The following is a 25,474-nucleotide window of genomic DNA, read 5'->3' on the forward strand; positions in this document are numbered from 1 at the left end:
CACCCACCGGCACGACCGCTTCACAACCCCGACGTGCCGAACCGCCTGCGCGGGGCACCACCCCGACGGCGCGGAGCCCGGATCGCGCTGTTCAGCCGCTGCCTGGGCGCGGACGCCACGCTGTTCGCGATGCAGCGGGCCCGCAGGAGTTCACGGACGTCCGCTGCCTGGTCGCATGCCGGCCGCTGTCGCCGCGCGCGGTTCTGGAGCGGACACTCGAACGGCACGGCACCCCGGCCGAGCGGATTAAGGAGCTGGACCGGCTGATCAGACTCCGCACCGGCTTCGGCCTCGACGAGATGTCCCCGGTCGAGACCGGCGCGGCCGGCAGCGTCCGGGTGCCGACGCTCGTCTACCAGGTCCACGACGACCTGATGACACGGCCCGCCGACGTCCAGGCGATGTTCGACAACATCCCGATCGCTCGTCTGGGTTCACGGAACCACGCGCCGCTGGGACGGCTACCTGCACTTCCAGCGCGGACCCCGGGCAATCCTGGACTGGTTCGCCACCCACATGAAGTAGCCCCGGCCCGCAACACCCGTACCGCAAAGGGGTGGAGGCATGCCCGGTCCAGAAGCTGGGGTTCAGCTCGTGGCCGAGTCCTTGGTCAGCGCGTCCATGAAGAGGTCGACGAGCGGCCGGGCCTGCTCTTCGGTCCCGTGCCGCACGGAATAGGCGATTCCACCCATGAGGAGGAGGACATTGTCCGGGGCAACGTCCGTTCGCAGGCTTCCGTCCCGGGCGCCGGCCGCGAGGAGGGTGGCGACAGCGTCGGTGAGGAGCGCGCGGCTGTCGGAGTAGGGATCGATACCGGAGGCGATGACGGCGTTGAGGGCTTCGGACATTCCGCTCTTGGCCGTGGCGTAGTGGATGAAGTGCTCCATCCACATCCGGGTGGCCTCGGCGGCCGGGTGCTGTGCGAGCAGGTCGTTGACCTTCCCGCACACCTGGGTGAGTTGGCGCCGGTAGGCGGCGTCGATGAGCACTTCCCGGGTCGGGAAGTGCCGGTAGAGCGTGCCGACACCGACGCCCGCCTGCTTGGCGATGGCAGCGGGTGCGGTGTCCAGCCCCTGCTCGGCGAAGACCTGCGCGGCGACCTCAAGCAGGCGCTCCCGGTTTTGCAGCGCGTCGCTCCTGGTGCGGCGGGGCGTGGCGGGCATGGGGTTCCTTCGGTGTCGGACTCCGGTTGCTTTCCGGAATCTGTTCCGCTTAGCTTTAACGGAACGGATTCCGCTATCACCCTACTTCAGGAGACCACCGTGCCCGTTCCCTCCGACAAGACCTCACGTCACTGGTTCGTCACCGGAGCCTCCGGTGGGCTGGGCCGCCATCTCACCGAGCACGCCCTCCGCAACGGTGACCGCGTGACGGCGACGGTCCGCCGCCCAGCAGCCCTGGACGGCCTGCGCGAGACGTACGGCGCCCGGCTGACCGTCGAGATCCTCGACCTCACGCGGCCGGCCGATGTGGACGAGGTGACCGGCAGGACTCTCCGGTCCGGGCCGGTGGACATCGTGGTCAACAACGCCGGATACGCGGTGGTGGGCGCCGCCGAGGAAATGACCACCGAGCAGATGCGCGACCAGATCGAGGTTCTCCTGCTCGGGCCGATGGCGATCACCCGCGCCTTCCTCCAGCCGATGCGTGAGCAGGGCGGTGGCCGGATCATCCAGATCTCCAGCGTGGGCGGCCAGGTCGGTATCCCCACCCACAGCTCCTATCACGCGGGCAAGTGGGGGCTGGAGGGCTTCACCGAGAGCGTCAGCCGCGAGGTTTCCGACTTCAATGTTCACCTCACTTTGGTCGAGCCCGGCGCCACCCGTACCGGCTTCGCCTCGGCCCTGCAGTACACCACCGAGACGACCGTCTACCGCGACACCGCCGTCGGCCGGACCCGGCACCACCTGGAAACCGCAGACGAGAACACCTTCACCGGCGACCCGGCCAAGCTCGCCGCCGCCATCTACGACACCACCCGCCACCCGAGCCCGCCCTTGCGCCTGACCCTCGGTTCCGACGCCTATGGCGCAATCCACGTGGCACTCACCGAACGTCTCACCGCGCTCGAAACTCAGAAGGCTCTCGCTGAATCCGTCGCCTTCACCCACTGAACCGCCCCACTGGCACGCCCCGTCCGCAGACCTTGCCGCCCTCACGTCCTGCGCATCCCCACAGCTTCGGCCTTCGGAAGTCCGACACGGCGTCTCATCCAGCACTCCCACGCGAACGCGTCAGATGTCGCCGGCAGATGAGGGCACACCCGAGAGCGAGGAACGCCTCGTGGGCATGTCGTGTATCCCTCAGCGGATGCGCAGCAGCGGAACCCATGTGCATGCGGGAACGGGCGTACCGGGCCCCAGCGTTGGGTGCCGAGTCCGGAGCCGTACTCGGTGCCACGGCAGGCGATCATCGCCCACAGCTCGTCTTCGACCGCAAGCCGATTCACGGCGCCGTCCGGTGCGCGTGTTGCATTCCGAGAACAAGGATGTGGTTGCGCGACCGCACGGATCACAACTCGCGGTATGAGAGAGGATCAGGCGAACTGTTGGGGGGAGGACCTTGATGAACGTCACCTTGCGGGTCCGCGCGACGCCGTCTGCCTCTGCGCTCTTCCTGCGTCCTTGGACTGACGACGACGTCGAGCCGCTGGTCGAGGCATATCGCGATCCGACGTTGCGACGATGGACGACGCTTCCCGTGGAGACCATCGAGGATGCAGCGAAGTGGCTGGAGCTTCAGAGACGCGGCTGGGAGACCGGGGAACGGATGAGCTTCGCCGTATATCGAGGTCACTTCGGCGGTGGTGAGGGCCGACTGGCTGGCAACGTGGTCATGAAGCGGACCGGCTCCAGCCGGGAATCCGCAGAGGTCGGCTACTGGACGGCAGCCCACGCCCGAGGCCGAGGGGTGGCCTCGCGCGCTCTCGAAGCTCTCACCGGTTGGGCCTTCGACGTCTTCGCGGTCGAAGGGCTGGAACGTCTCGACCTGCTCCATCAGGTGGACAACCTCGCGTCGTGCCGGGTTGCGGAAAAGGCCGGATACGGGTTTCACCAGGTCCTTCCGGCTCAGCCGCCTTTCCCCGGGGAAGGCCACCTGCATATACGGCGGGCCGACGCTCCGACCTGATGCCGGTGAGGCGTTGCCTGCCCGCGTTGAAGCTGCATGATCCGATCACGCGCTGCTGACGCCAGGGACCTGAATCACGGATGCCTTCTCAGTGGCTGTGGCCCGATGGTGGACGATCTTCGCGTGTCAGCGGCGAGCAGGGATAGGGATTGTGTGCGCAGTTCACGGAGTTCCTGGTTCGGTCTGTTCCGATTGAGCCAGCCGCTTCCTGAGCTTGGAGTTCTCCGCTGTGAGGCGCGTGACCTCGGCTTCGCGCGGGTCGGGGATTTCTCCGAGCCGCGTTCCGCTCCCGCTGCGTATCAGGCAACGGATCCATGCTGGAGAGTGCCGAGGGCCGCTCCGGTACGGAGACGTCCCGTCGGCCGGATGTCCACCGGACATGGTCCGCACCTGGCGGCGGCCGGCGCGGAGCAGGCAGGCGGCTCCGCGCCCCTCGGAAGCCGGGCCGCAGGCATGTCGAGGGCGGAGGCGATGACTCGGGGCTGGGAGGTCGAGCTGTAACGTCCGGCCGCGTCGTCGGACTTGGGGACGTGGGTCATCAGGGCGGCATCAGAGTAGATGTGGTCCAGCAACTCGTCGCCGGGCTCGGTGGGCGTGGTCAGGGAACGGCCGCTGGAGTAGTAGCCGCAGGGCAGGAACAGATGCCTCGGTACCGTGGCGAAGGTCCGCTCCACCGCGCTGGTGCGGATCGCACCGCGCTCACGCAGGGCAGCGGCGTCGGCGGCTTCTTGATCGTCCTTGATCGTCGATCCCGCGCCCACAGTGCCTGCGGGGCACGTGCCGGGGCGATGGGGCGATCAGCCGGGTGCAGGGTGGGGCCGAACTCCCGGTCGGCGGCCGGGAGTTCCCGGATGTCGCGCTCAGTAGCCGACGCGGGCGTTGATGCGGCGCGGGTAATAGCGTTCGTCGCCGTTGCGTTCGTAGTCGGGCTTGCGCGGGGTGTCGCTCGTGGGGAGGTCCCCGGAGACGACGACGCGCTGGCCGCTGCGGTGTTCCTGGTAGTCGTTGATGGCGAAGTGCTGGGTGGCCCGGTTGTCCCAGAGCGCCACGGTGTGCGGGGTCCAGCGGTACCGGCAGATGTGGCTCGGCTGCTCGGAGTGCTCGAACAGGTGCTGGAGCACGGCATCGCTCTCCTGGCGGGACAGCTGCGGGATGTGCGAGGTCCACATGCGGGTGACGTAGAGCGACCGGCGCCCGGTCACCGGGTGGACCCGCACGACGGGATGCTCGGCGGACATCTCGACGACCGGCGGAACCTGCAACACGTGAACGGCGGTGAGCCCTTCGAGCATCTCCTTGAACGGCGCCGACAGCGTGTCGTAGGCGCGGTACTGGTTGCTCCACATGGTGTCGCCACCCGAGGGCGGACAGGTGACCAGGTGCAGGATCGAGGCGATGGGCGGATTGGGGCTGAAGCTGACGTCGATGTGCCACTCGTCGGCCTTGCCGCCCTTGTCCGGCTCGATCAGTGTGACCTCCGGGTACTCCCCCAGCTTGGGCAGGAACGGGTGGATCTCGACCTCGCCGAAGCGCCTGCCGAACTCCACGTGTGCCTTCGGGGTCAGTTTCTCCTGGCCCGGGAAGAACAGCACGAGGTGTTCGAGCATGAGCGCGTGGATCTGGTCGAACTGCGCGTCCGTGAGGTCGTTCAGGTCGATGCCGTGCACCTCGGCGCCCAGAGCGCCCGAGACGGGGCGGATGTCGAGGCCGTCGCCGGACGAGGCGGCGGCAGTGGCGGGGGCGGGCTGCTCGGATACGGACTGTGTCACAGCGGTGTCTCCTTTGTCTGCACGGGAGTCGAGCGCGCGGGAGGGGCGGGGGAGGGGCGGCGTGGTGCTTCAGGCGGGGACGCCTGCCCGGCTGCCGCCGATGGGGGCGGCGGCGCCGGTGGACAGGCCGTGGTGCAGCCAGTCGACGAACGGCTGTGGTGCCAGGGCGGCGACGCGTTCGTGGTACGCGTCGAGGTCGTCCTCGGTCAGGACGTCGCGAGCGGCGCCCGAGCGCCCGGTGTGGAAGAACCGCACCGGATCGGCGACGATTTCCGTGTCCGGCGCCAGCCACTTCGCGCGGGCCTTCATCTCGTCGAACGTCGCGGCCTTCACCAGCTCGGGCCAGACCTCCGCTTCCACCGTGATGCCCAGCCACTCGGCCAGCGCCGCCATCTGCCCCGCGAGGTCGGCGCACAGGTCGGCGTAGTGCAGAAGCCGGACGTTCGGCTGGGCCCGCCGGCTCCAGGCGTCGAAGGGATGGTGCAGCTCGGCCGCGGCGATGTCCTTCTCCCAGCCGTCGGAGGAACCACGCCGGCACCACTTCAGCAGCCACTCGCGCACCGGCGGGAGCGTGAGCGACGACGGTCCTGCGGACGGTGCGTTCTCGGCGATCTGGAAGGCGTGCAGCCACTCGGCGCGGACGTCGGCGGCCTGGTGGTACAGGGACAGCGCCCGGTCGAGAGGGTGCCGGGCCACGGCCACGTAGCTGACGCGCGGGTCGAGCGGCAGGCCGTCGAGCGGGACGTGGGTCTTGATGACGCGGCGGTGCTCCTGCCCGGCGAGGTGCGCGTACATCTCCTCCCGGGGCGTGAAAAGCTGATCCAGCCACGGGGAGATGGCGGACAGCGGCTCGGGGAGCTCCGGGGTCCGGAAGACGAGCAGGGCACACACCATCTGCGCCCACGTCGTGCCCGACTTCGGCGGGGCGCTGATGACGATGTCGCCGTCGCGCAGCGGGAAGTCGTCCCAACGGGCGCTGTCCTGCTGGGTGGATCGGTAGCGGCGGGGTGTTCGCGTCATCATCGCCTCCCGGCAGGAGGCTCGTTCAGGACCGGATCTTGTACACGCATGACGGCATTCCTCACAGGGGAGCGAGGGGTGGCGGACCGTCCCAACCTGGTGCGGCGGGCAGGGGGAAACATCCCCGATCGCCACAGTTACGGCCGTACGACACCGGCGTGCCGTAACGGCGGGGCTCCCCGATGCCCGGCCCGTCGGGCCGGCGCGAGGATGACGGGCACCGCGGTGACCTGCCGTGCCGAGCACACAGAAAGGCGGTGAGCGGGGTGAACCCGTTCGACGACCCCGAGGCCATGTTCCTGGTGCTGGTCAACGACGAGGGGCAGCACTCGCTGTGGCCCGCGTTCGCCGACGTCCCCGACGGCTGGCACCTCGTCCACGACCGGGACACCCGCGCGGCGTGCATGGCGTACGTCGAGGAGCACTGGACGGACCTGCGGCCCAAGAGCCTGGCCGAGGCCATGGGCGGCTGACCGCCGCTCCGGGAGCGACGGCGAAGACGGCTGGGCGCCTGGAGGTCAGCTCTTGACGCCCAGGCTCAGCCCATGCTCGTACGGCAGCCCGCCGATGGTCCTGACGTTGTCGAACCCGGCCCGCTCCAGCCACCGTTCGTAGTCCCGGGCCGGGTAGGCCATGCCCCGGCCACTGGCCAGGACGTTGAAGTACAGGCCGAGCCGGGCGCCGTAGACGCCCTCCGTCTCGTCGTCCGCGACGTTGTAGCCGTAGAGCAGCACCCTCCCGCCCGGCGGCAACGACGCGTAGGCCTTGCCCAGCAGGTGCAGGATGCTGTCCTCGTCGAAGATCTCCAGGACATGGCTGAACAGCACCGCGTCCGGCCCGTCCGGGAACGGGTCGGTGAAGATGTCGCCCGTGAGGAGCTCCACCCGGTCCGGGAGCCCGTCGGCCTGGCCGTCGGGCCGCGCGCCGTCCGCGAGCCGCGAGACGCTCGGCATGTCGAGCACCGTCGAGCGCAGCTGCGCATGGCGTGCGACCAGCCGCGCCGAGGTGCTGCCGTCGCCGCCGCCCACGTCCAGGACGTGCCGGACGTCCCGGAACACGGGCTGCTCGACCAGCGCGTCCACGGAGCGGAGCGTGAACGCGGTCATCGCCCGGTGGAAGATCTTCTCCAGCGGAGGATTGTGCGCCAGCCGCTGGTAGAGGGTCGGTTCGTCGCCGGGGTGTGCTTCGAGCGCGGTGTTGGTTCCGGTCCGCAGCGCGTGCGTCATGTGCGGGAACGCCGGGTAGTACACCTCCTTCCAGCCGGTCAGGATGTGCCGCCAGCTGTCCGGCCCGTCCGGGGCCAGCAACTCCTCGGCGACGGCGGAGTTGTGGTAGCCGCCGTCCCTGCGCTCCAGAAGTCCGGTCGCACACACCGCCTGTAGCAGGACGCGCAGCTGATGCGCGGGCAGCCCGCTGAACGCGCGGATCTCCTCGGACCGGGCTCCGGGCTTCTCGGACAGGAAGGAAAAGAGGCGCAGTTCGGCGGCGGTGGTGACGGCGTTGAACAGCGCGGGCGCATTGACGAGGAAATGGAACCGGTCGAGAACCGGGTCCTGTTCATGGGCGTTCTTCATGGCTCTCCGCATGGTGGTGGCTTCTGCACGGCTCTTGGGCTTCATACCAGGAAAAGGCGGGGACAAGACGCTTCCGGGTCCGTAACTGCGGGGAGCACTGGTGCGGTGAGCAGGTGCGCTGGCGGAGCATCGAACGACCCGATGAACAGGCGGTGCGCTGCGTGCGTTTGAACAGTTTCGACGAGTGGTCGCCCTTGCAGGAAGTCGTCGTCGGATCCGCGGAGAACTATGTCTCCCACGAACGGGAGCTCTCCTTCGACCTTTTCTTCCATGACAATCTCCTGCACGACAATGCCGGACAACGGGAATCCGGCCGGTCCGAGTGGTACTACCCCCGGCTCACCGCACGCGGCGGCGGTTCAGGGCGGCAGCACACCCCGGTGGCCCGGCGGTACGTGGACGAGCTGAACGAGGACCTGGAAGGGCTCGCCGACACCCTGCGCTCCCTCGGGGTCACCGTCCACCGGCCGCTCGCGCTGCCCGCGGACACCGGCGAGGTCACCACCCCCGCCTGGTCCGCGTCCGTGGTCCCGCCGCTGAACGTCCGCGACAACACGCTCATCGCCGGGGACGAGATCATCGAGACCTCCCCGATGATCCGCTCCCGCTACTTCGAGACGCAGTTCCTCAAGCCGTTGTTCCGCGACTACTTCCGCAGCGGAGCCCGCTGGACCGCCATGCCGCGCCCGCTCATGACCGACGCCTCCTTCGACCTGTCGTACGCGCGCACCGGGACCGTCGGAGGACCCACCGAACCCGTCGAGGACCCGCAGCCCTCGCCCTGGGACGTGGGCGTGGAGATGATGTTCGACGCGGCCCAGTGCCTCCGCCTCGGCCGGGACATCGTCGCCAACATCTCCACCGAGCACCACGCGCTCGCCGTCACGTGGCTGGAGCGCCACCTCGAAGGCCGCTTCCGCATCCACCGGGTGCACGAGCTGAGCGACAGCCACATCGACAGCATGGTGCTCGCCCTGCGCCCCGGCCTGCTGCTGGTCCGCTCGGACGCGGTGGCCGACGCGCTGCCGCCCGCGCTGCGCCGCTGGGACCGGATCGTCGCCCCCGTTCCGCGGCAGAACAACTTCCCCCGCTACGAGGCCGACGCGCTCATCCTCACCAGCCCCTTCATCGACCTCAACGTGCTCTCCGTCGACGAGGAGACCGTCCTGGTCAACGAGGCCAGCCCGGAACTCGTCCGGACCCTGGAGGACGCGAAGTTCACCGTCGTGCCGGTACGCCACCGGCACCGGCGGCTGTTCGGCGGCGGCTTCCACTGCTTCACCCTCGACACCGTCCGCGACGGCGGACCCGAGGACTACCTCACCTGACCCGGGACGGCCGGCGTCCCGCGCGCGCCATGCCGTTGCACGGCCGCACGGTCACGGCGCAGAGCCCGCACCGACGAGTCGAAGGGACACCGACCCCGCCATGGCACCACCCGTCACCTCCGCCAGCCGGTGGTTCCGCAGGTTCCGCCCGCGTCCGGACGCCGAGGTAGCGCTGGTCCGCCTGCCGCACGCCGGAGGGTCAGCGAGCAGCTGCTTCTCCCTGTCGCAGCGCCTGTCGGCGAGCGCCGACGTCCTCGCCGAGGTACGGCAGCTGTCCGGCACGGACACCCAGGTCCTCGACGACCCCGACCTGGCCGGACCGGCCCTGCCCACGCCGCGTGCGGACCACACGGCAGCCGGGACCTACGCACCCGGACCCGGCGCCGTCGTGCACTGCGACGTCGTCGCGCTCACCGGCGGCCACGACGAGCACGTCGGGCCCGCCGACGCCGAGGCATGGCGTCACCACACCACGGGCGACTTCGCACTGCACGTCTTCGACGGCGGTCCCTTCTCCCTCGACGCACACGAGCCCCGGATCGCCGAGACCGTCGCCACCGGCCTGCACGCGGCGGCCCGTTCGCGCCCGGACAGCCGGGGACCGGGCGCCGAACCGCAGCACCCCGTGCCCGCGCCGCAGCGCCGTACGGCGGAGCACCGCACGGCGGAGCGCCGATGACGGTACGCGAGCCGGAGACCGGCGGCGCCCCGCCGGCGCCCGGCGCCGGCCCACCGCCGCCGGCCTCCTACGCGCAGGAGCGCGCCTGGTTCGCCTCCCGGCTCACCCACGACCCGCCGACGTACTGCGTGGTGGACGAGTTCCCCCTGCACGCGGACATCGCCCCGGCCGTCCTCGAAGCCGCCCTCGCCCAACTGACCGCCCGCCACGAGCCGCTGCGCACCGGGCTGTGCGTCGTCGACGGGCAGCTGACGCAGGACGTGCGCCCACGGGTGGAACTGCCGGTCGAACGGCTCGACCTGAGCGGGCTCGGCCCCGCCGAGCAGGCCGAGCGCTCCCGCGCGCTGCGCGCGGAGCTGGCACGCCGGCCGTTCGACCTGGACCGGCCGCCGCTGTGGCGCGCGGCAGTCCTCATGCTGGGGGAGGGGACCTGGTCGGTGCTCCTCGCCGCCCACCACACCGTCTACGACACCGCCTCGCGCCTCAACGTGCACGCCGAACTCACCGAGATGTGCGCCGCCGCGGAGGAGGGCCGCGACCCCGAACTCCCGCGCCTGCCGAGCACCTACAGCCGGCACGCCCGGCGTGAGCGCGCCCGCCTCACCCCCGCGCGCCGGTCCGCGCTCGCCGCCCACTGGCGCGCCCGCCTCGCCGGGCTGCCACCGGTCCACACCCTGCCCTTGGACCGGCCCCGGCCCCCGGTCCGCACTTTCCAGGGCGCCGAGGTGCGTGCCGCGCTGCCCTCCGGCGTCCTCGCGTCCCTGCCCGCCGCGGCCCGGCACCACGGCACCCGCCCCGTCATGCTGCTGCTCACCGCCTACGTCGCCCTCCTGCACCACCGCTCCGGCGCCGACGACCTCGTCCTCGGCCTGCCCGTGGCGGGCCGCACCGAGGCCGAGACGCTGCCGATGGTCGGCACTCTCGTCAACATGCGCGTGCTGCGCGTCGACGCCTCAGGCGACCCCGACGTCACCGCGCTCATCGGCCGTGTGGCCGCCGCCGTCGGTGCCGACGAGACGTACGACATCCCGTTCCAGACCCTGGTCGAGCTGCTGCCCGCGCCGCGCCTGCCCGGTGTCCCGCCGCTGTACCAGCTCGCCTTCAACCACGCCCCCGCGGGCGATCTGGGCGCCCCCGTGTCCTCCTGCGAGGAGGACCTGCTGCTGGACGCCACCGACGACACGGTCAGGATCGTCTACGACGCCGCCCTGTTCGACCGCGCCACCGCCGAGACACTGCTGTCCGGCTACCTCCGCCTGCTGGCCACGGCGCTGGAAGCACCTCACACCCGCTTGTCCCGGCTGGGCGCGCTCCCGGGCATCCGCGGTGCCGGTGCCGGTGCCGATGCCGGCACCGGCACGGCGCGGCAGTCGGGGCCGGCACCGCCCGCCGACGGGCGGCACGCCGCGACAGCGCCCCGGACGGCCGCCGAACGCCGGGTGGCCGCGGTGTGGCAGGACGTCCTGGGCATCGAGGTCACCGACGTCCACCAGGACTTCTTCGGCCTCGGGGGCCACTCGTTGCAGGCTCTGCGGCTGCTCGCCCGGCTCACGGCCCCGCACCGCGCCGAGGTGCCGCTGCGGACCTTCTTCGCCGACCCCACGGTGGCCGGGCTCGCCACCGCACTCCAGCACACCTGCCCCGGGAGGACAGCATGGCGGTGACCGGCCGGATCGACGGCGTCCCCGACGAGGTCTGGCACGAGGAGGTGCTCGCCCCGCAGTTCGCCTACGAGGCGGAGCATCTCCTCGGCCACTACCGCGCCATCGAACAGGTCCTGCTCCTGGAGTACGTCCGCATGGACTTCGCCGACGCCGCAGGCGCTTCCGTGCTCGCCGCCCGGCTGGACACGCTGAGCCGCGACGCGGTGTGCGCCGACCCCGAACAGAACATGTCCGACATCTCCTTCGCGGTGGAGCGCCATGTGCAGGACGGCGCCACCCCGCCCTTCCCCGCCTGGCACCTCGACCGCAGCCGCAACGACCTCCAGGCGTGCGCCCAGCTGATGGCCGCCCGCGACACCTTCGCCGCCGTCGCCGAGGACCTGACCGCGTTCGCCCGCGCCGTCCTCGAACTGGCCGGGCGGTACGCCGAGACGCCCATGCCGGGACACACCCACGGCCAGGCCGCGCAGATCGTCAGCCCGGGCTTCCACCTGGCCGCGCTCGCCGCCGAGACGGTCACCGCGCTGCACCGCATGCTGCACACCTACGACGAGTGCGACGCCTGCCCGCTCGGCTCCGGCACCATGGCCGGGCAGGAACTGCCCTGGGACCGCGCCCGCATGGCCGGCCTCCTGGGCTTCGGGCGTCCCCAGCCGCACGCCCTGGTGGCCGTCGCCTCCCGCACCTGGACCACCCGGATCGCCGGTGACCTCGCGCAGTACGCAGTCGTCCTCAGCCGTTTCACCACCGACCTCATGACCTGGGCCGGCAGCGGCTCCGGCTTCCTCGACCTGCCGGACGCGCTGGCCGGCATCTCCGCCGCCATGCCGCAGAAGCGCAACTTCCCCGTTCTGGAACGCATCCGGGGCCGCTGCGCACACATCGCCGGCCGCGCGGCCGACATCGCGGGAGGCCAGCGCAACACCCCGTACAGCAACACCGTCGAGGTCTCCAAGGAGACCGGCGGCCAGCTTCGGGTGCAGACCGACGCCATGCGCTCGGTGCTGCGCCTCGCCCACGCCGTCGTCGCCGGAGCCACTTTCCGTACCGACCGCATGCGCGCCGCCTGCGCCGACGACCACCTCGGCGCGTTCACCCTCGCCAACCGGCTCACCCTTACCTACGCCATTCCCTGGCGCACCGCCCAGATCATCGCCGGGCAGTACGTCAAGGACGCCGTACGCCGGGGGCTGCGCCCCGGTGAGCCCGATGCCGACCTGCTGCGCGACTGCGCCGCCGGTCACGGTCACACGCTGGAGGAGACCGAAGGCACCGGCGGCCTCGGCGCCCTCCTCGCCGAGGCGTTCGACGTCGATCGCGGGCTGCGCGCCAAGCAGTCGGCGGGCTCCACCCACCCCGGCCGCGTACGGGAGCTGCTCGCCGGACAGGAAGCGGAGCTCGAAGCGCTCGGCGCGGCCTGGGCCGAACGCGCCGACCGCCGGACCGCCGCCACCGCGCGCCGCGAGGCCGCGCTCGCCGCCCTCCGACGGCGGGCGGCATGACGGAGCCGGCACTCGTCGCCCGCCGCACCGGCGTGGACCTGACCGAGGGCAGCGCCGCCGCCTGCGGCACCTTCGGCGAACTGCTCCAGGGCGTCCTGCCCGACGGCACCGGCTTCCTGGCCACGTTCCCCATCACCCACGGCACCCGCGCCTGGTTCCGCTACCACCGGGACGGCCCGCCGCGGGTCTACCCCGCCCACAAGACCAAGTCGCTGCGCCTGACCCGGGCCATGCTCGCCGCCGCGGGCGCGCACGGCGGCGGCTCCCTCGTCCTCGACAGCGACCTGCTCGTCGGCAAGGGCCTCGCCAGCTCGTCGGCCGACCTGGTCGCCACGGCACGGGCCGTCGGCTCCGTCCTCGCCCTGGACACCTCGCCCGCCGGCATCGAGCACTGGCTGCGCCCCATCGAACCCACCGACGGAGTCATGCACCCCGGCATCGTCCTGTTCGACCACCGGGCCGTCCGCCTCCGCGACCGGCTCGGCACCCTGCCGCCCGCCACCGTCGTCGCCGTCGACGAGGGCGGCCTGCTCGACACGGTCGCCCACAACCGGTGGCCCCGCCGGGTCCCGCCGTGGCTGGCCGCCGAGTACGCGGCGCTCGCCGAGGACCTCACCGCCGCCGTCCGCCGCCAGGACCTGGCCGCGGTCGGCGCCGTCGCCACCCGCAGCGCCCGGCTCAACCAGCAGTGGCTGCCCAAGCGCAACCTCGAAGCGCTCGTCCGCATCGCCGACGCTCTCGGAGCGCCGGGCGTCGTGTGCACCCACAGCGGCACCATGGCCGGGCTTCTGCTGGACGCCACGGCACCCGGCCACCCCGGCACGCTCGCCGCGGCCCGGTCCGCCTGCGCAAGGCTGCCCGGCACCCTGTCCGTCTACCGCTCCGCCGCCCCGTCGGCCACCTCTCCAGGGAGCACGCATGCGTCATGAAGCGCTCATCGACGCCATCGGCAACACCCCGGTCGTCCGGCTGCGCGCTCAGGCGCCGGCGGGCGTGGAGGTCTACGCCAAGCTCGAACTGCAGAACCCGTACGCCATGAAGGACCGGGTCGCCCGGCGCATGATTCTGGAGGCGCGCCGCACGGGTGCGCTGGCGGAGGGCGCGCCCGTCGTGGAGAGCTCATCCGGCACGATGGCGCTGGGCATCGCCCTCGTCGGAATCCACCTGGGCCACCCCGTCCACATCGTCAGCGACCCCCGCATCGACCCCGTCACCCACACCAAACTGACGGCGATGGGCTGCACGGTCCACATCGTCGAGGCCATGACGTCCCAGGGGTGGCAGTCGGCGCGGCTGGAGCGCCTCGCGGACCTCATGCGGGAGCTGCCCGGCGCGTACTGGCCGCGCCAGTACAGCAACCCGGACAACCCCGCCGCCTACCGGGACCTCGCCGACGAACTCGTCGCCGACCTGGGCGCCGTGGACGTCCTGGTCGGCTCCGTCGGCAGCGGCGGCTCGCTGTGCGGCACGTCCGAGGCGCTCCTCGACCGCTTCCCCGACCTCAAGGTCGTCGGGGTGGACTGCGTCGGCAGCGTCCTGTTCGGCCAGCCGGACCTGGCGACGCGCAAGCAGAGCGGACTCGGCAACAGCCTGTTCCCCGACAACATCGACTACCGGCTCCTGGACGAGGTCCACTGGCTCTCCGACGACGAGGCGTTCCACGCCACCCGGAGCCTCGCGAGGGAGCAGCAGATCTTCGCCGGCAACACCTCCGGCTCGGTGTACCGCGTCCTGACCCACCTGGCCGCCGGCGCCGCACCGGGCACCCGCCTGGTCGGCATCATGCCCGACCGCGGCGACCGCTACGTCGACACCGTCTACCGGCACGAACCCACCGGGCCGATCGCCGCGGCGCCCGCGCGGGTGCCGTTCGGCACGGTCGTGACCGGCTGGTCGTATGCGTCGATCCCGCGCAGCGACCGCCAGGTGCTGGTCTTCCTGGAGTCCAACACCACCGGCACGGGCATGCTCGCCCTGCGCACCGCCACCCGGCTCGGCTTCGCGCCCGTCCTGGTGGCCCGCGACCCCGGACGGTACGCCGGGCTCGACGACGCCGGCTGCACGACTGTCACCTGCGACACCGAGGACGACACCGCCGTACGGGACGCCGTCCGCGCTGCCGCCGCCGGGCGCACCGTCGCCGGCACCACCACGACCAGCGACTTCTACCTGGAGCACACGGCGCGCCTGTCCCGGGCGCTCGACGTGCCAGGGCACGCGCCCCGGACCGCGGCCGCCTGCCGGAACAAGGCCCTGACCAGGGCGGCCCTGCGGGACGCCGGGGTGCCCCAGCCCGCGTACGCGGTCGCAGCGGACACCGCGGACATCCCGGGGGCGGTGGCACGGGTCGGCGCGCCCTGTGTCGTCAAGCCGGCCGACGGGTCGGGCTCGCAGGACGTGCGGTGGTGCCCGGACCAGGCGACCGCCGTCGCGCACGCGGCACGCGTCCTGGCCGTCACCGAGAACGTGCGGGGGCAGCGGAGCGCCGGACGGGTCCTCGTCGAGGAGTTCGTGGACGGGCCGGAATACAGCGTGGAGATGTTCTGCACCGGCGGAAAGGCCGTGTGCGTGGGCGTCACCGGGCGGACCACGACGCCGCTGCCCCACTTCGTCGAGACCGGGCACCTCTTCCCTGCAAGCCTGCCGGCGGCGCGGCAGGCGGAACTCGCGGAGGCCGCCCGGCAGGCGCTCAAGACCGTCGGGTTCGAGTACGGCCCGGCCCACGTCGAGACGCGGCTGACGGCGGTGGGGCCCGTCGTCATCGAGATCAACGGGCGGCTGGCCGGCGGCATGATCCCCGAGCTCGTGCGTGCCGCGACCGGGATCGACCTGCTGGAACAGCAGGTCCGCGCCGCTGCCGGACTTCCCGTACATCTCGAAGCGCACCGCGCCCGGCACGCGGGGCTGCGGTTCCTCACCGCGCCGGAGGCGGGCCGGCTGGTCGCCGTCACCGGCACCGCCGCCGCCGAACGCGTGCCGGGCGTGCTCGCCGTTGTCGTCACCGGAGCGCCCGGACGCGCCGTCCGGCCGCCCAGGGACGCCTACGACCGGCTCGGCCACGTCATCGCGGCCGGCGACACGGAGCGGGAGGTGGAGACGGCACTGGCGACCGCGGCGGCGCTGCTGCGGGTGGAGACCACCGCCGGGTGAGGAGGGCACGTTCCGGCGCCCGCCCTCACCCGGTGGTGGCCTGCCCCGCCTCAGGTGTCTTCGAGCTGGCGGGAGCTGCCGCGGCCTGCGTGGAGCACGCTGTGCGGAGGGGGTATCCGGCGCTCCACGGACGTGGCGTGCGCGCCCCGTTCGGTCGACGGCGGCGAGGTGCGACGGGCGGTGGACGGGGGGAGCACCGCCGAGGGTTCCGGTTGACGCTGGGCCACCCACGCCGCGATGTGCGCCCGGGAGCGGAGTCCCAGCGTGGCGCGGATGTGCCGGATGTGTGTCTCGACGGTCCGCACCGACACATGCATCCGTGCCGCGATCTGACGGTTGGTCAGCCCCTCCACGACCAGTTCCGCCACGTCCCGCTCCCGTCTGCTCAGCGGATGGCCGGGCCGCTTGTGATGCCTTCCGGGACCGCCGTCGTCGCCGAGCGCGAGGGAGACCGCCTGCGGAGCCGCCAGACGCCGGCCCGCGTCGAGGCACGCCTCGGCGCGCGCCGACGGCATGGTCCGCAGGGCCGCCTCCCGCACCTCGTGCAGCTGCCCACGCCACCACTCGGTGTCCCGCCCGGGGCCGCACCGGATCCGCTCCGCGGTCCCCAGGAGGTGCAGCACCCGGTCGAACCGGCGGGCCCGGACGGCGGCCATGGCCAGCCCTTCGATGGCCGCTGCGGTGTCGTCACGGTGGGCAGGGCGCGCGCGGAGCGCCTCGGCGAAGCACGCCTCGGCCTTCGTCGGGTCGTCCTTCTCCAGCGCCAGGGCACCGGCCGTGACCAGCACCGGGTGCAGATGGAAGGGCGTCGAGCGGCGGCGCAGCGCCGGCAGCGCGCGGCGGATCGCCTGCTCGGCCTCGCCCAGTTCGCCGTTCTCCACCTGCTGCCGGGCGATGGCCCCCGAGCTCAGCGCGACGAGCAGGCCGTCATCCAGCCGCAGGCCGATGTCCAGGGCCCCCGCCAGGTCGGCGCGGGCGGACTCCCGTTCGTCCGCCTGCTGCCGCTGCCTGCCGCGCAGCAGCAGCAGGCGGCCGAGCCGGGCCGTGCTGCCGCCGCACCCGCGCTCCAGCGCCACCGCCTCGTCGGTCAGCCGTGCCGCCTCGGCGTCCGCGCCCTCCCGACGCGCCAGCAGCGCCGCCGCCTCCAGCGCGATGCCGCGGTAGCCGGAGTCCGCGGCGGTGCGCTCCAGGGCGTGCACCAGATGTCCGGCGGCACCGAGGTGCTGACCGTTGGCCAGCTCCACCGCGGCCAGCGCCGCGGCCAGCAGCAACTGGCGCTCGTCGGTGCCGGACCGGAGCACCAGGAGGGCTTGCGTGAGGTTGGCCTGCTCCTTCTCCAGCACGGCGAGCGCCCCTGCCGGTGCGACGGCCTCGGTGTACAGCGGTAGGGACGCCGTCGTCAGCCAGGCCGTGAGTCGCTCGTACGCCCCCGAGTCCTCGCCCTGGGCGACGAGCATCTCGTGGCCGAAGCAGCGCATGGACTCCAGGAGCCGGAAGCGGGTCGGACAGTCCGCGCCGGGCAGCGGCGTGATGACGGACTTCGCCTCCAGGCCGATGAGGATCTCGGGTATCGCCGAGGCCACCTCGGGCACATCGGCCGCGAGCGCGCCGGCCGCGTCAGGGCCGAAGCCGCCCGGCAGCACCGACAGCCTGCGCAGCAGGGCGCGTTCCCCCGTGCTCAGCAGGTCGTAGCCCCAGCCCAGCGAGGCACGCAGGCTCCGGTGGCGGTCGTCTGCCAGCCGCCACCCGTTCGTCAGCAGCGCGAGCCGGTCGTCCAGCTGGGCCCGGACCTCGGCGGGCGGGAAGACGCGCATCAGCTGGGCGGCCATCTCGATGGGCAGTGGCAGCCCGTCCAGCCGTGCGCAGATCTCGCCCACATCGGCCGCGTTGGCCTCGGTGAGCTGGAAGCCGGGGGCGACTGCGCGGGCCCGGTCCAGAAACAGGGCGACCGCGTCGGAGCTGAGGCACGCGGCGAGCACGGTCGCGGGATCCAGGTCCGGGGGCGCCAGCTCGGCCACCGGGAAGACCGACTCGCCCGGGAGGCGCAGCGGTTCGCGGCTCGTGGCCAGTATCCGCAGCCGCGGCTGGCGCGGCAGCAGATCGGTCAACAGCGCGCCGCAGATCTCCAGCACGTGCTCGCAGCCGTCGAGGAGGAGCAGCCGGTCCTTCTCCGCCTCGTTTGTGCCGTCGGTCAGCTCGTCGAGCGCGGCCAGGATCCGCTGGCGTATCTCCTCCGGTTCGGCGAGCCGGCCGAGCCGGACCACCGCCATCTCGTAGCGCCGGCTGCGGGCCTCTTGGCCGGCCAGCTCCAGGGCGAGCCGGCTCTTGCCCACACCTGCGGGGCCGGTCAGTGTCAGCAGCCGCACCTCTCGTAACAACCGCGTCAGCTCGATCAGTTCGTGCGTGCGGCCGATGAAGCTGCTCAGCTGCGTCAGCGGTGTCTCGACGAGCGCGGTCTCCATGCCCCCGGACTTCTGCCGCATGCGGTAGGAGCGCTGCCGGCAGGCGTTGGAGCAGTAGCGGGCTCGCGGCGGAGAGCTTCCGGACTGCCGCTGCGGGCGCACCGGTTTGCCGCAGGTGTCGCAGGCGGCCGTGGAGGAAAGGGACATTGCACCTACCTTTGGGAGCGAGGTCGGGCATGCGTGAGCAACCGTCCAGGGAGACGGGAATGGGCGCGCGGCTGACGGCGCAGGGGTGACGCCTCGATGGCGGCTCAAATGAGTGCTCGACGGCAGAGAAAAGTGGGGGGTGTGCGGTGATGTGGTGGCGCGCGGTTACTGCCTGGTCGACGGCATAACTGCCGGGTGGGCTTCCGGTCGGCGCGCATTGAGGTGGTGGGGGGCTTGCTGCATTCTTACTCCGTTTTAACCGGAAGAATGTTTGCGAGGTGCGCCGCCGAACTGCTGAATTGTCCCGTGGTGTTCGTCCCGCGATCGCACTACGGCAACGATGTCAAGTCGGCGTTCCGCCGTCCTCCCGCCCCGGAACGGGGCCGGGAAGTGGAGGAGGGGACGGGCCTTACGAGCAGATCACGGCCCTGTGCGAGGTCGTGAGGGGCTGGAGAAGGGGGTAGTCGTCCGGTCTCTCACGTGCGATGCCTGCTGGACGCATTGTCACCACGGCGCTCCGTCTTTCTTTCTGCGCTCGCATGAGGGCGATTACAGTCGTCTGCCTCAAGTGATGCGGTAACGATAGAAACTTTCTCTTGGTCGGTCAAGCGATGCATTGCGCGGTCTCGAAACGATGCGGTCAATGGGTTCGGCGGTGCGGTAGGCCGAAGCCAGGTCCGTATTTCATTCGTCTGCTTTCCGTTATTCGGTGCCCGTTTGCTGACCGCTTCCTGTCGTATCCTCGCGCTGCTTGCTGCACCATTTCTGCCAGCCGCATGAGACGCTCGCATCGCCACCCGTATCAGGGAGCGCAGCGCCCGTTTCCGGTCCGTTTTCGATCGATGCCCTGTGTGGAACGCACCGGCACAGGGCGTGACAGCGGGCGCGGCGGGCACACGCGCAGACCCCACGCACCGGCGGGGTGCGTGGGGTCGTGGGGGGTGTGGCGCCGGGAGGAGCGCGGGTCATCTCGCCGCGATGCAGCGGTCGAAGATGTCCGCCAGCCGACGCGCGTACGGCTCCGGGTCGCCGTCGCCGTCCTGGAGGCAGTGGTGGCGGACGACGTTCTCGATGGCGCTGTGGATGACGAGGGCCATCAGCCGGGCGTCGAGGGTGTGGAACTCGCCCGCCTGGCGGCCCTGTTCGAGCAGCTCGGTCAGGGAGTCGACGGACAGCGCGGCGCGTGCGACGTCGTCCAGGCCGGATATCTGCCGGGCCTGCACCATCGCGACGATCTCGGCCAGCGCCTGAGTCTGCGTCGGACGGCGGGTGACGAAAGTGATCTGCGCGACGATGTAGGCGCCCAGTTTTGCCCGGTAGGTCGTTTCCCGGGCGACGCATTCCGCCATGGCGGCCTCGGACTCCGCGAGAACGGATTGTGCGGCCTTCCGGAAGAGTTCGGGCTTCCCGGAGAAGTAGTAGGAGATCATGCCGGTGCTGCTGAGCCTGGCCTGCCGGCATATCGCGCTGAACGAGGCCCTCGAATAGCCGATTTCGGCGAGCGTCTCGATGGTCGCCTGAACGATCTGCACTCTGCGCGCATCCTGCGTGAAAGTGCGAGCGCTCGACTGGGTGGCCCTGGTCATCATCCTGCACATTTCCCTCGGCTCCGTGACGAACTCCGGCAGCGCCACGGGATTCACCCCGTGCCACGGGGACTCCGGCGGTCCGAGTGTCCGGGGACGAGAGCGGGAGCGGAGGACGTGCTCCGCCGCGCCGAGGCGGTCAGCCCGCCTCGGCCGCCCCGCCCGGAGCCCGCAGCGGCACCGTCATCGGCATGGTCGGGTGCGGAGCGGCGGAGTCGAACTCCCGCGAGTGGTGCCCCTCCGCCACCGGTCTGCGGGTCAGAAACGCCAGCAGGTCACGGAAGGCGGGGCGCTCCGGGTCGGCCGCGTACAGCGTCGAGACGCTGTGCTTCAGCTCGTGGTCGACGATCAGGCACGTGTCGAGGAAATCGCGGTGCTGGGCACGGGCACGCACCAGCTCCGGATCCGTGTCGTGCCAGCGGGTGCCGTTCGTCTCGGCCATCTCGTGCAGGAACGTGACCGCGCTGTCCTGCGTCATGTTGCCGCTGCCGAGGTACGTCGTCATGGTGTGGTCGACGCCGTCGCTGTGCACGCCCTCCAGCGCCGGCTCGCCGATCAGGTCGCCGTCGGTGATGGTCCGCACGTTCAGCAGTGTGCACACCCAGCGCTCGCTGTCGTAGTCCAGCTTCGGCCGGTGCTGGATCGCCATCCCGTCGAACACCATGAACTTGAACACGAACAGCGCCTGGAGCGCGGTGTTGAGCTGGAGGTCGTCGCGGATCTCGTCGAAGATCCGCACCTGCCCGGCGTCGTGCCGCACGAAGTCGTCCTCCGTGGACAGCATGAACGGTTGGAACTCCAGCCTCCGCACCTCCATCGACGCCGGGTCGAAACCGAAGCGGCCGGTGCGGGTCCTGCGGAACGGCAGCGTCGGATCGCTCTCCAGGGCTTCGCTGACGGTCACGAGCCGGTCGAGGTCCTCGTCGGTGGCGCCCAGGGCCTGCACGATACGGACCATTTCCTCGCCGGGCACGAAGGCGAAACGGTCACGGATATAGGACGAGCGTATCCGGGCGATGTCGGAAGCCAGGGTTTCGATCGGCATTCCCTTGTTCCTCCAGGGCGGTGTTGCGGGGGAAATTCGGAGAACGTGACAGGCGCTGAACCGTAGCTGCAACCGGTGTAGCAGCGGGAGTTCGGCAGAGCAACACCGAATCAGCGGAACCGGTGCCGTGCCCGCGGTGAACGCGTCCGTGTGCCGCCGTAACGGCGGCATTCGCGGATGCCGCGCCACAGTCGCGCGACGAACGATCGAGCACGATGAGTACCGGACGCGAGAAAAGGTCGCGAGGGAAATGTCTGCGGGAAGCGCACTCATGAGGGCAGCGGAAAACTCCGGGGGCGCGGCCGGGCACCTTGCCGACCCGGACACGACGATGGCCGTCATCGGCGTCTCGTGCCGGTTCCCCGGTGCCGAGGACCCGGACCGGCTGTGGCGGCTGCTGGCCGCGGGCGAAAGCAGCGTCGCCGAGGTGCCGCCCGGCCGCTGGTCCGGCCCCGCCGCCGGGCAGACACCCCGCCGGGGCGCGTTCCTGGAGCGCCCCGAGGAGTTCGACGCCGCCTTCTTCGGCATCTCCCCGCGCGAGGCGCCGTACGTCGACCCGCAGCAGCGACTCGCCCTGGAACTCGGCTGGGAAGCCCTGGAGCACGCCCGTATCGTCCCGGACCGGGCACGCGGCACCCGCCTGGGCACATTCGTCGGCGTCACCGGCGACGACTACGCCCAACTGCTGTCCCCGCACGCCCACACCCTCGCCACCCAGCACGCCATGCCCGGCGTGCAGCGCGGCATCATCGCCAACCGCCTCGCCGCCTTCCTCGGCGCCCGCGGCCCCAGCATCACCGTCGACTCGGGCCAGTCCTCGTCCTTGGTCGCGCTCCACCTGGCCTGCGGGAGCCTGCGCGGCGACGAGTCCGACGCGGCGCTCGTGTGCGGGGTCAACCTCCATCTCCTGCCGCAGAGCGTGCTGCTCGCCGCCCGCCTGGGCGGCCTGTCCCCACGAGGGCGCTGCTTCACGTTCGACGAGCGGGCCGACGGCTACGTGCCCGGCGAGGGCGGCGGCGCCGTCGTCCTCAAACGCCTCCGCACCGCCCTCGCCGACGGCGACCGCATCCTCTGCCTGGTCCGCGGCAGCGCCACCACCAACGACCCGGGCGGCGAAACCCTCACCGCGCCGACCGCCGCGGCGCAGGCGGAGGCCCTCGTCCGCGCCTACCGGCAGGCGGGCATCGCCCCGGAGGCCGTCGACTACGTCGAACTGCACGGCACCGGCACCCCCACCGGCGACCCCGTCGAGGCCGCGGCGCTCGGCGAGGCCATCGGCAGGCACCGCCCCGCCGACCGCCCCCTGGCCGTGGGCTCGGTGAAGACCAACATCGGACACTTGAGCGGCGCGGCCGGCGTCGCGGGCTTCATCAAGACGGTGCTCGCCCTGTCCCACCGGCAACTGCCGCCCAGCCTCAACTTCGACAACCCCCATCCGCGCATCCCCCTCGACGCACTCAACCTCCGCGTCCAGCAGGAGCTGGGCCCGTGGCCCGGCGGCCCCGCCGCCGGCCGGCCACGGGTGGCGGGCGTCAGCTCCTTCGGCATGGGGGGCACCAACTGCCATGTCGTGCTGAGCGACTGGTGCCCCGAGTCGGCCCCGGCCCGGCCCCGGCCGGAGCCTGCCCCGGCGGACCCTGCCCTGCCCGCCGTGCCCTGGCTGCTCTCCGGGCGCGGGGAGGCGGCACTGCGCGAGGCCGCTGCCCGGCTCGCGAACAGCGCTACGGCCCGGGATCCGGAGGTCTCGGCGGCGGACGTCGCCTGGTCCCTCGCCTCGTCCCGGAGCGCCTTCGAGCACCGTGCCGCGATCGTGGCGACCTCACGGGACGAACTCCTGGCCGGGGCGCAGGCGCTGGCCGAAGGGACCGCCGCGCCCGGTGTCCTCACCGGCACGGCCCTGCCGGGCGGTGTGGGGGTGGTGTTCTCGGGCGAGGGGCCGCAGAGCGCCGGCATGGGGGCGGGGCTGGCCGGATTCCCGGTGTTCGACGAGGCGCTGGCAGAGGTGTGCCGGGCTTTCGACGAGGTGGCCGGCGAGGTCGCGGACGAGGTCGGCCTGTCGGAGGAGACACGTGAGCGGTTCGGCGTCGGGAAGGGGGAGTTCGGCGCGCGTCTGCGGCGTGTGGTGGCGGAGGAGCCCGGCGAGGGAGAGACCGGTCCGGGCGGCAGCGGGTGTCTGGCACAGGCAGCCGTGTTCGCGTTCGGTGCGGCGGCATGGCGGTTGCTGTCGTCGTTGGGCGTGGAGCCGACCCTGGTGGCGGGGCACTCGGCGGGAGAGCTGACCGCCGCTCATGTGGCGGGAGTGTGGTCGTTGCGGGACGCGGCGCGGGTGGTGCTGGCCCGTGGCTGGCTGATGGAGCCGATGCTGGAGACGTTCGAACGGGTACTGGGATCGGTCGAGTTCGCGGCTCCCGGCCCCGGACCGGCCCTTGCCTCGAATGTCACGGGACGGGCCGCCGAGCCGCAGCTGCTGCGGGACCCTGCGTACTGGATGCGGAACGCCCAGGAGGGGGCTCGGTTCTCCGGCGAGGTCCTCCCCGCCATGCCGGAACACGGGGTCTCGACGTTCCTGGAGATCGGCCCGGCGGGCGCAACGGCGCCCGGGGGCGCGGCCGGGCAGGGTCCCGGCGTCTCCACCATCCCCTTGCGCTGCCGTGACCTGGACGAGGGGCGGTCTCTGGTCCACGTGCTCGCACAGCTGTGGGCGCGTGGGACCGATGTCGACTGGGCGCCGCTGCTGGGGGCCGGGCGGCTGGTGGACCTGCCGACGTACCCGTTCCAGCGGCGGCGGTTCTGGCTCGACGTCGACGCGGCGGCCGACTCCGCCTCGACGCCGACGCCGACGCCGACGCCGACGCCGACGTCCGCTCCGGCCTCCTCGGCCTCCGTGGGCGAAGCCGCACCCGGCGCGTCCCCGAGCGCCCCGTACGAGCTGCTCGACGCCCCGTACGAGCTGCTCGACCTCGTACGGGAGCAGGCGGGCCTCATCATGCGGGACTCCGGGCCCGTCGACACGGCACTGACGTTCCGGGACCTCGGCTTCAACTCGCTGATGACCGAGGAACTCGCCGACGCGCTCGCCACCCGCACCGGAGTGCCCCTCCGGCCGGAGACGGTCTTCGCCCATCCGACTCCGGCAGCCCTTGCCGAGTATCTGCGCGGTTCGCTCGCCGACACCGGACGCAGCACCTCGGACACCCGTGCACCACACACCCCGGAACCGCGTGAACGGGCAGCCACGGAAGAGCCGTTGGCGATCGTGGGAATGGCCTGCCGCTATCCGGGCGGCGTGGCCACGGCGGACGACCTTTGGCACCTTGTCGTGTCCGGTGCGGACGCGATCGGCGGGCCGCCCACCGATCGCGGCTGGGCCCCGAACGCTCCGAACGCCCCGCACGGAGCGGACTCCGACGGCCACGCCCTGGTCGGCGGCTTCCTGCACGACGCGGGCGACTTCGACGCGGACTTCTTCGGCATCTCCCCGCGTGAGGCGCTGGCGATGGACCCGCAGCAGCGGCTGCTGCTGGAGACCTCGTGGGAGGCGCTGGAGCAGGCCGGCATGGATCCGGCGGGCCTGCGCGGCTCGCCCACGGGTGTCTACGTCGGCGCCATGGCGCAGGACTACGGTCCCCGTGCACACCATGCCCCGGACCACTTCACCGGCTACGTCCTCACGGGCAGTACACCGAGCGTGCTGTCCGGCCGGGTGGCGTACACGTTCGGTTTCGAGGGGCCGGCGGTGACGGTGGACACGGCGTGTTCGTCGTCGTTGGTGGCGCTGCACCACGCCGGCCAGGCGCTGCGCTCGGGCGAGTGCGACCTGGCACTGGCCGGCGGAGTGACGGTCATGGCCACCTCCGGGATGTTCACCGAGTTCGGCCGGCAGCAGGGGCTTGCGGCGGACGGCCGCTGCAAGCCGTTCTCGGCAGGCGCGGACGGTACGGGGTGGGGCGAGGGTGTGGGCGTCCTGGTGCTGGAGCGGCTGTCGGATGCCCGGCGGAACGGGCACCGGGTGCTGGCGCTGCTGCGGGGCAGTGCGGTCAACCAGGACGGTGCCTCGAATGGTCTGACGGCCCCCAGTGGTGCGGCGCAGCAGCGGGTGATCCGGGCGGCGCTGGCGGACGCGGGGCTGTCCGCCGCCGAGGTGGACGCGGTCGAGGCGCACGGCACCGGCACGCGGCTGGGCGATCCGATCGAGGCGCAGGCGCTGGCAGCGGCATACGGGCACGGGCGGCCCCCCGAACGGCCGCTGTGGCTGGGCTCGTTGAAGTCGAACATCGGGCACGCCCAGGCCGCCGCGGGGATCGGTGGCGTGATCAAGATGGTGCAGGCGATGCGCCATGGGACGTTGCCCGCCACGCTGCACGCGGAGGAGCCGACGCCGCGCGTGGAGTGGGCGTCGAGCGGCCTGGAGCTGCTGGT

General features: G+C 71.9%; 18 protein-coding genes. 10 read left to right on the plus strand and 8 right to left on the minus strand.

Annotation, left to right across the window (positions count from 1 at the left end):
• Positions 1–587 precede the first annotated feature (587 nt).
• A complete protein-coding gene (locus SCA03_RS09005; RefSeq protein WP_086815910.1) occupies positions 588–1,163 on the minus strand; it encodes a TetR/AcrR family transcriptional regulator in 576 nt (191 codons plus the stop codon).
• Positions 1,164–1,262: 99 nt separating this feature from the next.
• Between SCA03_RS09005 and SCA03_RS09010 the strand changes: the two genes are divergently transcribed.
• Complete coding sequence (locus SCA03_RS09010; RefSeq protein WP_086815907.1) at positions 1,263–2,114, plus strand: SDR family oxidoreductase; 852 nt, start codon at positions 1,263–1,265, stop codon at positions 2,112–2,114.
• A gap of 451 nt (positions 2,115–2,565) precedes the next feature.
• Positions 2,566–3,129: a GNAT family N-acetyltransferase gene (locus tag SCA03_RS09015; RefSeq protein ID WP_086815904.1), complete on the plus strand. Its 564-nt coding sequence runs from the start codon at positions 2,566–2,568 to the stop codon at positions 3,127–3,129.
• 299 nt (positions 3,130–3,428) lie between these two features.
• Here the strand turns inward: SCA03_RS09015 and SCA03_RS09020 are convergent, their stop codons facing one another.
• The 3 genes from SCA03_RS09020 to SCA03_RS09030 all read right to left on the minus strand — a co-directional run bounded on the left by SCA03_RS09020 (position 3,429) and on the right by SCA03_RS09030 (position 5,918).
• Positions 3,429–3,890 (minus strand): hypothetical protein, encoded by a 462-nt coding sequence (locus SCA03_RS09020; protein ID WP_086815902.1) that lies wholly within the window; start codon positions 3,888–3,890, stop codon positions 3,429–3,431.
• A gap of 99 nt (positions 3,891–3,989) precedes the next feature.
• On the minus strand, positions 3,990–4,898 hold the full coding sequence (locus tag SCA03_RS09025; protein ID WP_086815900.1) for a TauD/TfdA dioxygenase family protein: 909 nt from the start codon (positions 4,896–4,898) through the stop codon (positions 3,990–3,992).
• Positions 4,899–4,967: 69 nt separating this feature from the next.
• On the minus strand, positions 4,968–5,918 hold the full coding sequence (locus SCA03_RS09030) for a sulfotransferase domain-containing protein (protein ID WP_086815923.1): 951 nt from the start codon (positions 5,916–5,918) through the stop codon (positions 4,968–4,970).
• A gap of 266 nt (positions 5,919–6,184) precedes the next feature.
• Here SCA03_RS09030 and SCA03_RS36015 point away from each other — a divergent pair, with 266 nt between their 5' ends.
• Positions 6,185–6,391 carry an MbtH family protein gene (locus SCA03_RS36015; RefSeq protein WP_267883205.1) on the plus strand — a complete coding sequence of 69 codons (207 nt, stop codon included), beginning with the start codon at positions 6,185–6,187 and terminating at the stop codon, positions 6,389–6,391.
• Between the two features lie 45 nt (positions 6,392–6,436).
• Here the strand turns inward: SCA03_RS36015 and SCA03_RS09040 are convergent, their stop codons facing one another.
• Positions 6,437–7,492 carry a methyltransferase gene (locus tag SCA03_RS09040; protein WP_230988553.1) on the minus strand — a complete coding sequence of 352 codons (1,056 nt, stop codon included), beginning with the start codon at positions 7,490–7,492 and terminating at the stop codon, positions 6,437–6,439.
• A gap of 161 nt (positions 7,493–7,653) precedes the next feature.
• Between SCA03_RS09040 and SCA03_RS09045 the strand changes: the two genes are divergently transcribed.
• The 6 genes from SCA03_RS09045 (at position 7,654) to SCA03_RS09070 (ending at position 15,815) form a co-directional block, all read left to right on the plus strand.
• Complete coding sequence (locus tag SCA03_RS09045) at positions 7,654–8,820, plus strand: glycine amidinotransferase (protein WP_030873732.1); 1,167 nt, start codon at positions 7,654–7,656, stop codon at positions 8,818–8,820.
• Between the two features lie 100 nt (positions 8,821–8,920).
• Positions 8,921–9,499: a thioesterase II family protein gene (locus SCA03_RS09050; RefSeq protein WP_107429030.1), complete on the plus strand. Its 579-nt coding sequence runs from the start codon at positions 8,921–8,923 to the stop codon at positions 9,497–9,499.
• A complete protein-coding gene (locus tag SCA03_RS09055; protein ID WP_158102308.1) occupies positions 9,496–11,163 on the plus strand; it encodes a condensation domain-containing protein in 1,668 nt (555 codons plus the stop codon). The genes SCA03_RS09050 and SCA03_RS09055 overlap by 4 nt, the downstream gene beginning before the upstream one ends.
• The gene (locus SCA03_RS09060; RefSeq protein WP_086815892.1) at positions 11,154–12,665 is read left to right on the plus strand and encodes an argininosuccinate lyase; all 1,512 of its coding nucleotides are present in this window, start codon (positions 11,154–11,156) and stop codon (positions 12,663–12,665) included. The genes SCA03_RS09055 and SCA03_RS09060 overlap by 10 nt, the downstream gene beginning before the upstream one ends.
• The gene (locus tag SCA03_RS09065) at positions 12,662–13,594 is read left to right on the plus strand and encodes a GHMP family kinase ATP-binding protein (protein WP_086815891.1); all 933 of its coding nucleotides are present in this window, start codon (positions 12,662–12,664) and stop codon (positions 13,592–13,594) included. Before SCA03_RS09060 ends, SCA03_RS09065 begins: the two co-directional genes overlap by 4 nt.
• Complete coding sequence (locus SCA03_RS09070) at positions 13,584–15,815, plus strand: pyridoxal-phosphate dependent enzyme (protein WP_037865278.1); 2,232 nt, start codon at positions 13,584–13,586, stop codon at positions 15,813–15,815. The genes SCA03_RS09065 and SCA03_RS09070 overlap by 11 nt, the downstream gene beginning before the upstream one ends.
• 50 nt (positions 15,816–15,865) lie before the next feature.
• On the opposite strand, the gene SCA03_RS09075 is transcribed toward SCA03_RS09070, so the two are convergent.
• The 3 genes from SCA03_RS09075 to SCA03_RS09085 form a co-directional block, all read right to left on the minus strand.
• Complete coding sequence (locus SCA03_RS09075; RefSeq protein WP_086815889.1) at positions 15,866–18,424, minus strand: ATP-binding protein; 2,559 nt, start codon at positions 18,422–18,424, stop codon at positions 15,866–15,868.
• Positions 18,425–19,389: 965 nt separating this feature from the next.
• Positions 19,390–19,956, minus strand: coding sequence for a TetR/AcrR family transcriptional regulator (locus tag SCA03_RS09080; RefSeq protein WP_230988554.1), 567 nt, complete (start codon positions 19,954–19,956; stop codon positions 19,390–19,392).
• 193 nt (positions 19,957–20,149) lie between these two features.
• Positions 20,150–21,055, minus strand: coding sequence for a 2OG-Fe dioxygenase family protein (locus SCA03_RS09085; RefSeq protein ID WP_030873716.1), 906 nt, complete (start codon positions 21,053–21,055; stop codon positions 20,150–20,152).
• A gap of 271 nt (positions 21,056–21,326) precedes the next feature.
• On the opposite strand from SCA03_RS09085, the gene SCA03_RS35700 reads away from it, so the two are divergent.
• Positions 21,327–25,474: type I polyketide synthase (locus SCA03_RS35700; protein ID WP_218037775.1), on the plus strand; the 4,148-nt coding region annotated here is incomplete at its 3' end.

The organism is Streptomyces cacaoi (assembly GCF_006539165.1).
Taxonomy (GTDB): Bacteria; Actinomycetota; Actinomycetes; order Streptomycetales; family Streptomycetaceae; genus Streptomyces; species Streptomyces cacaoi.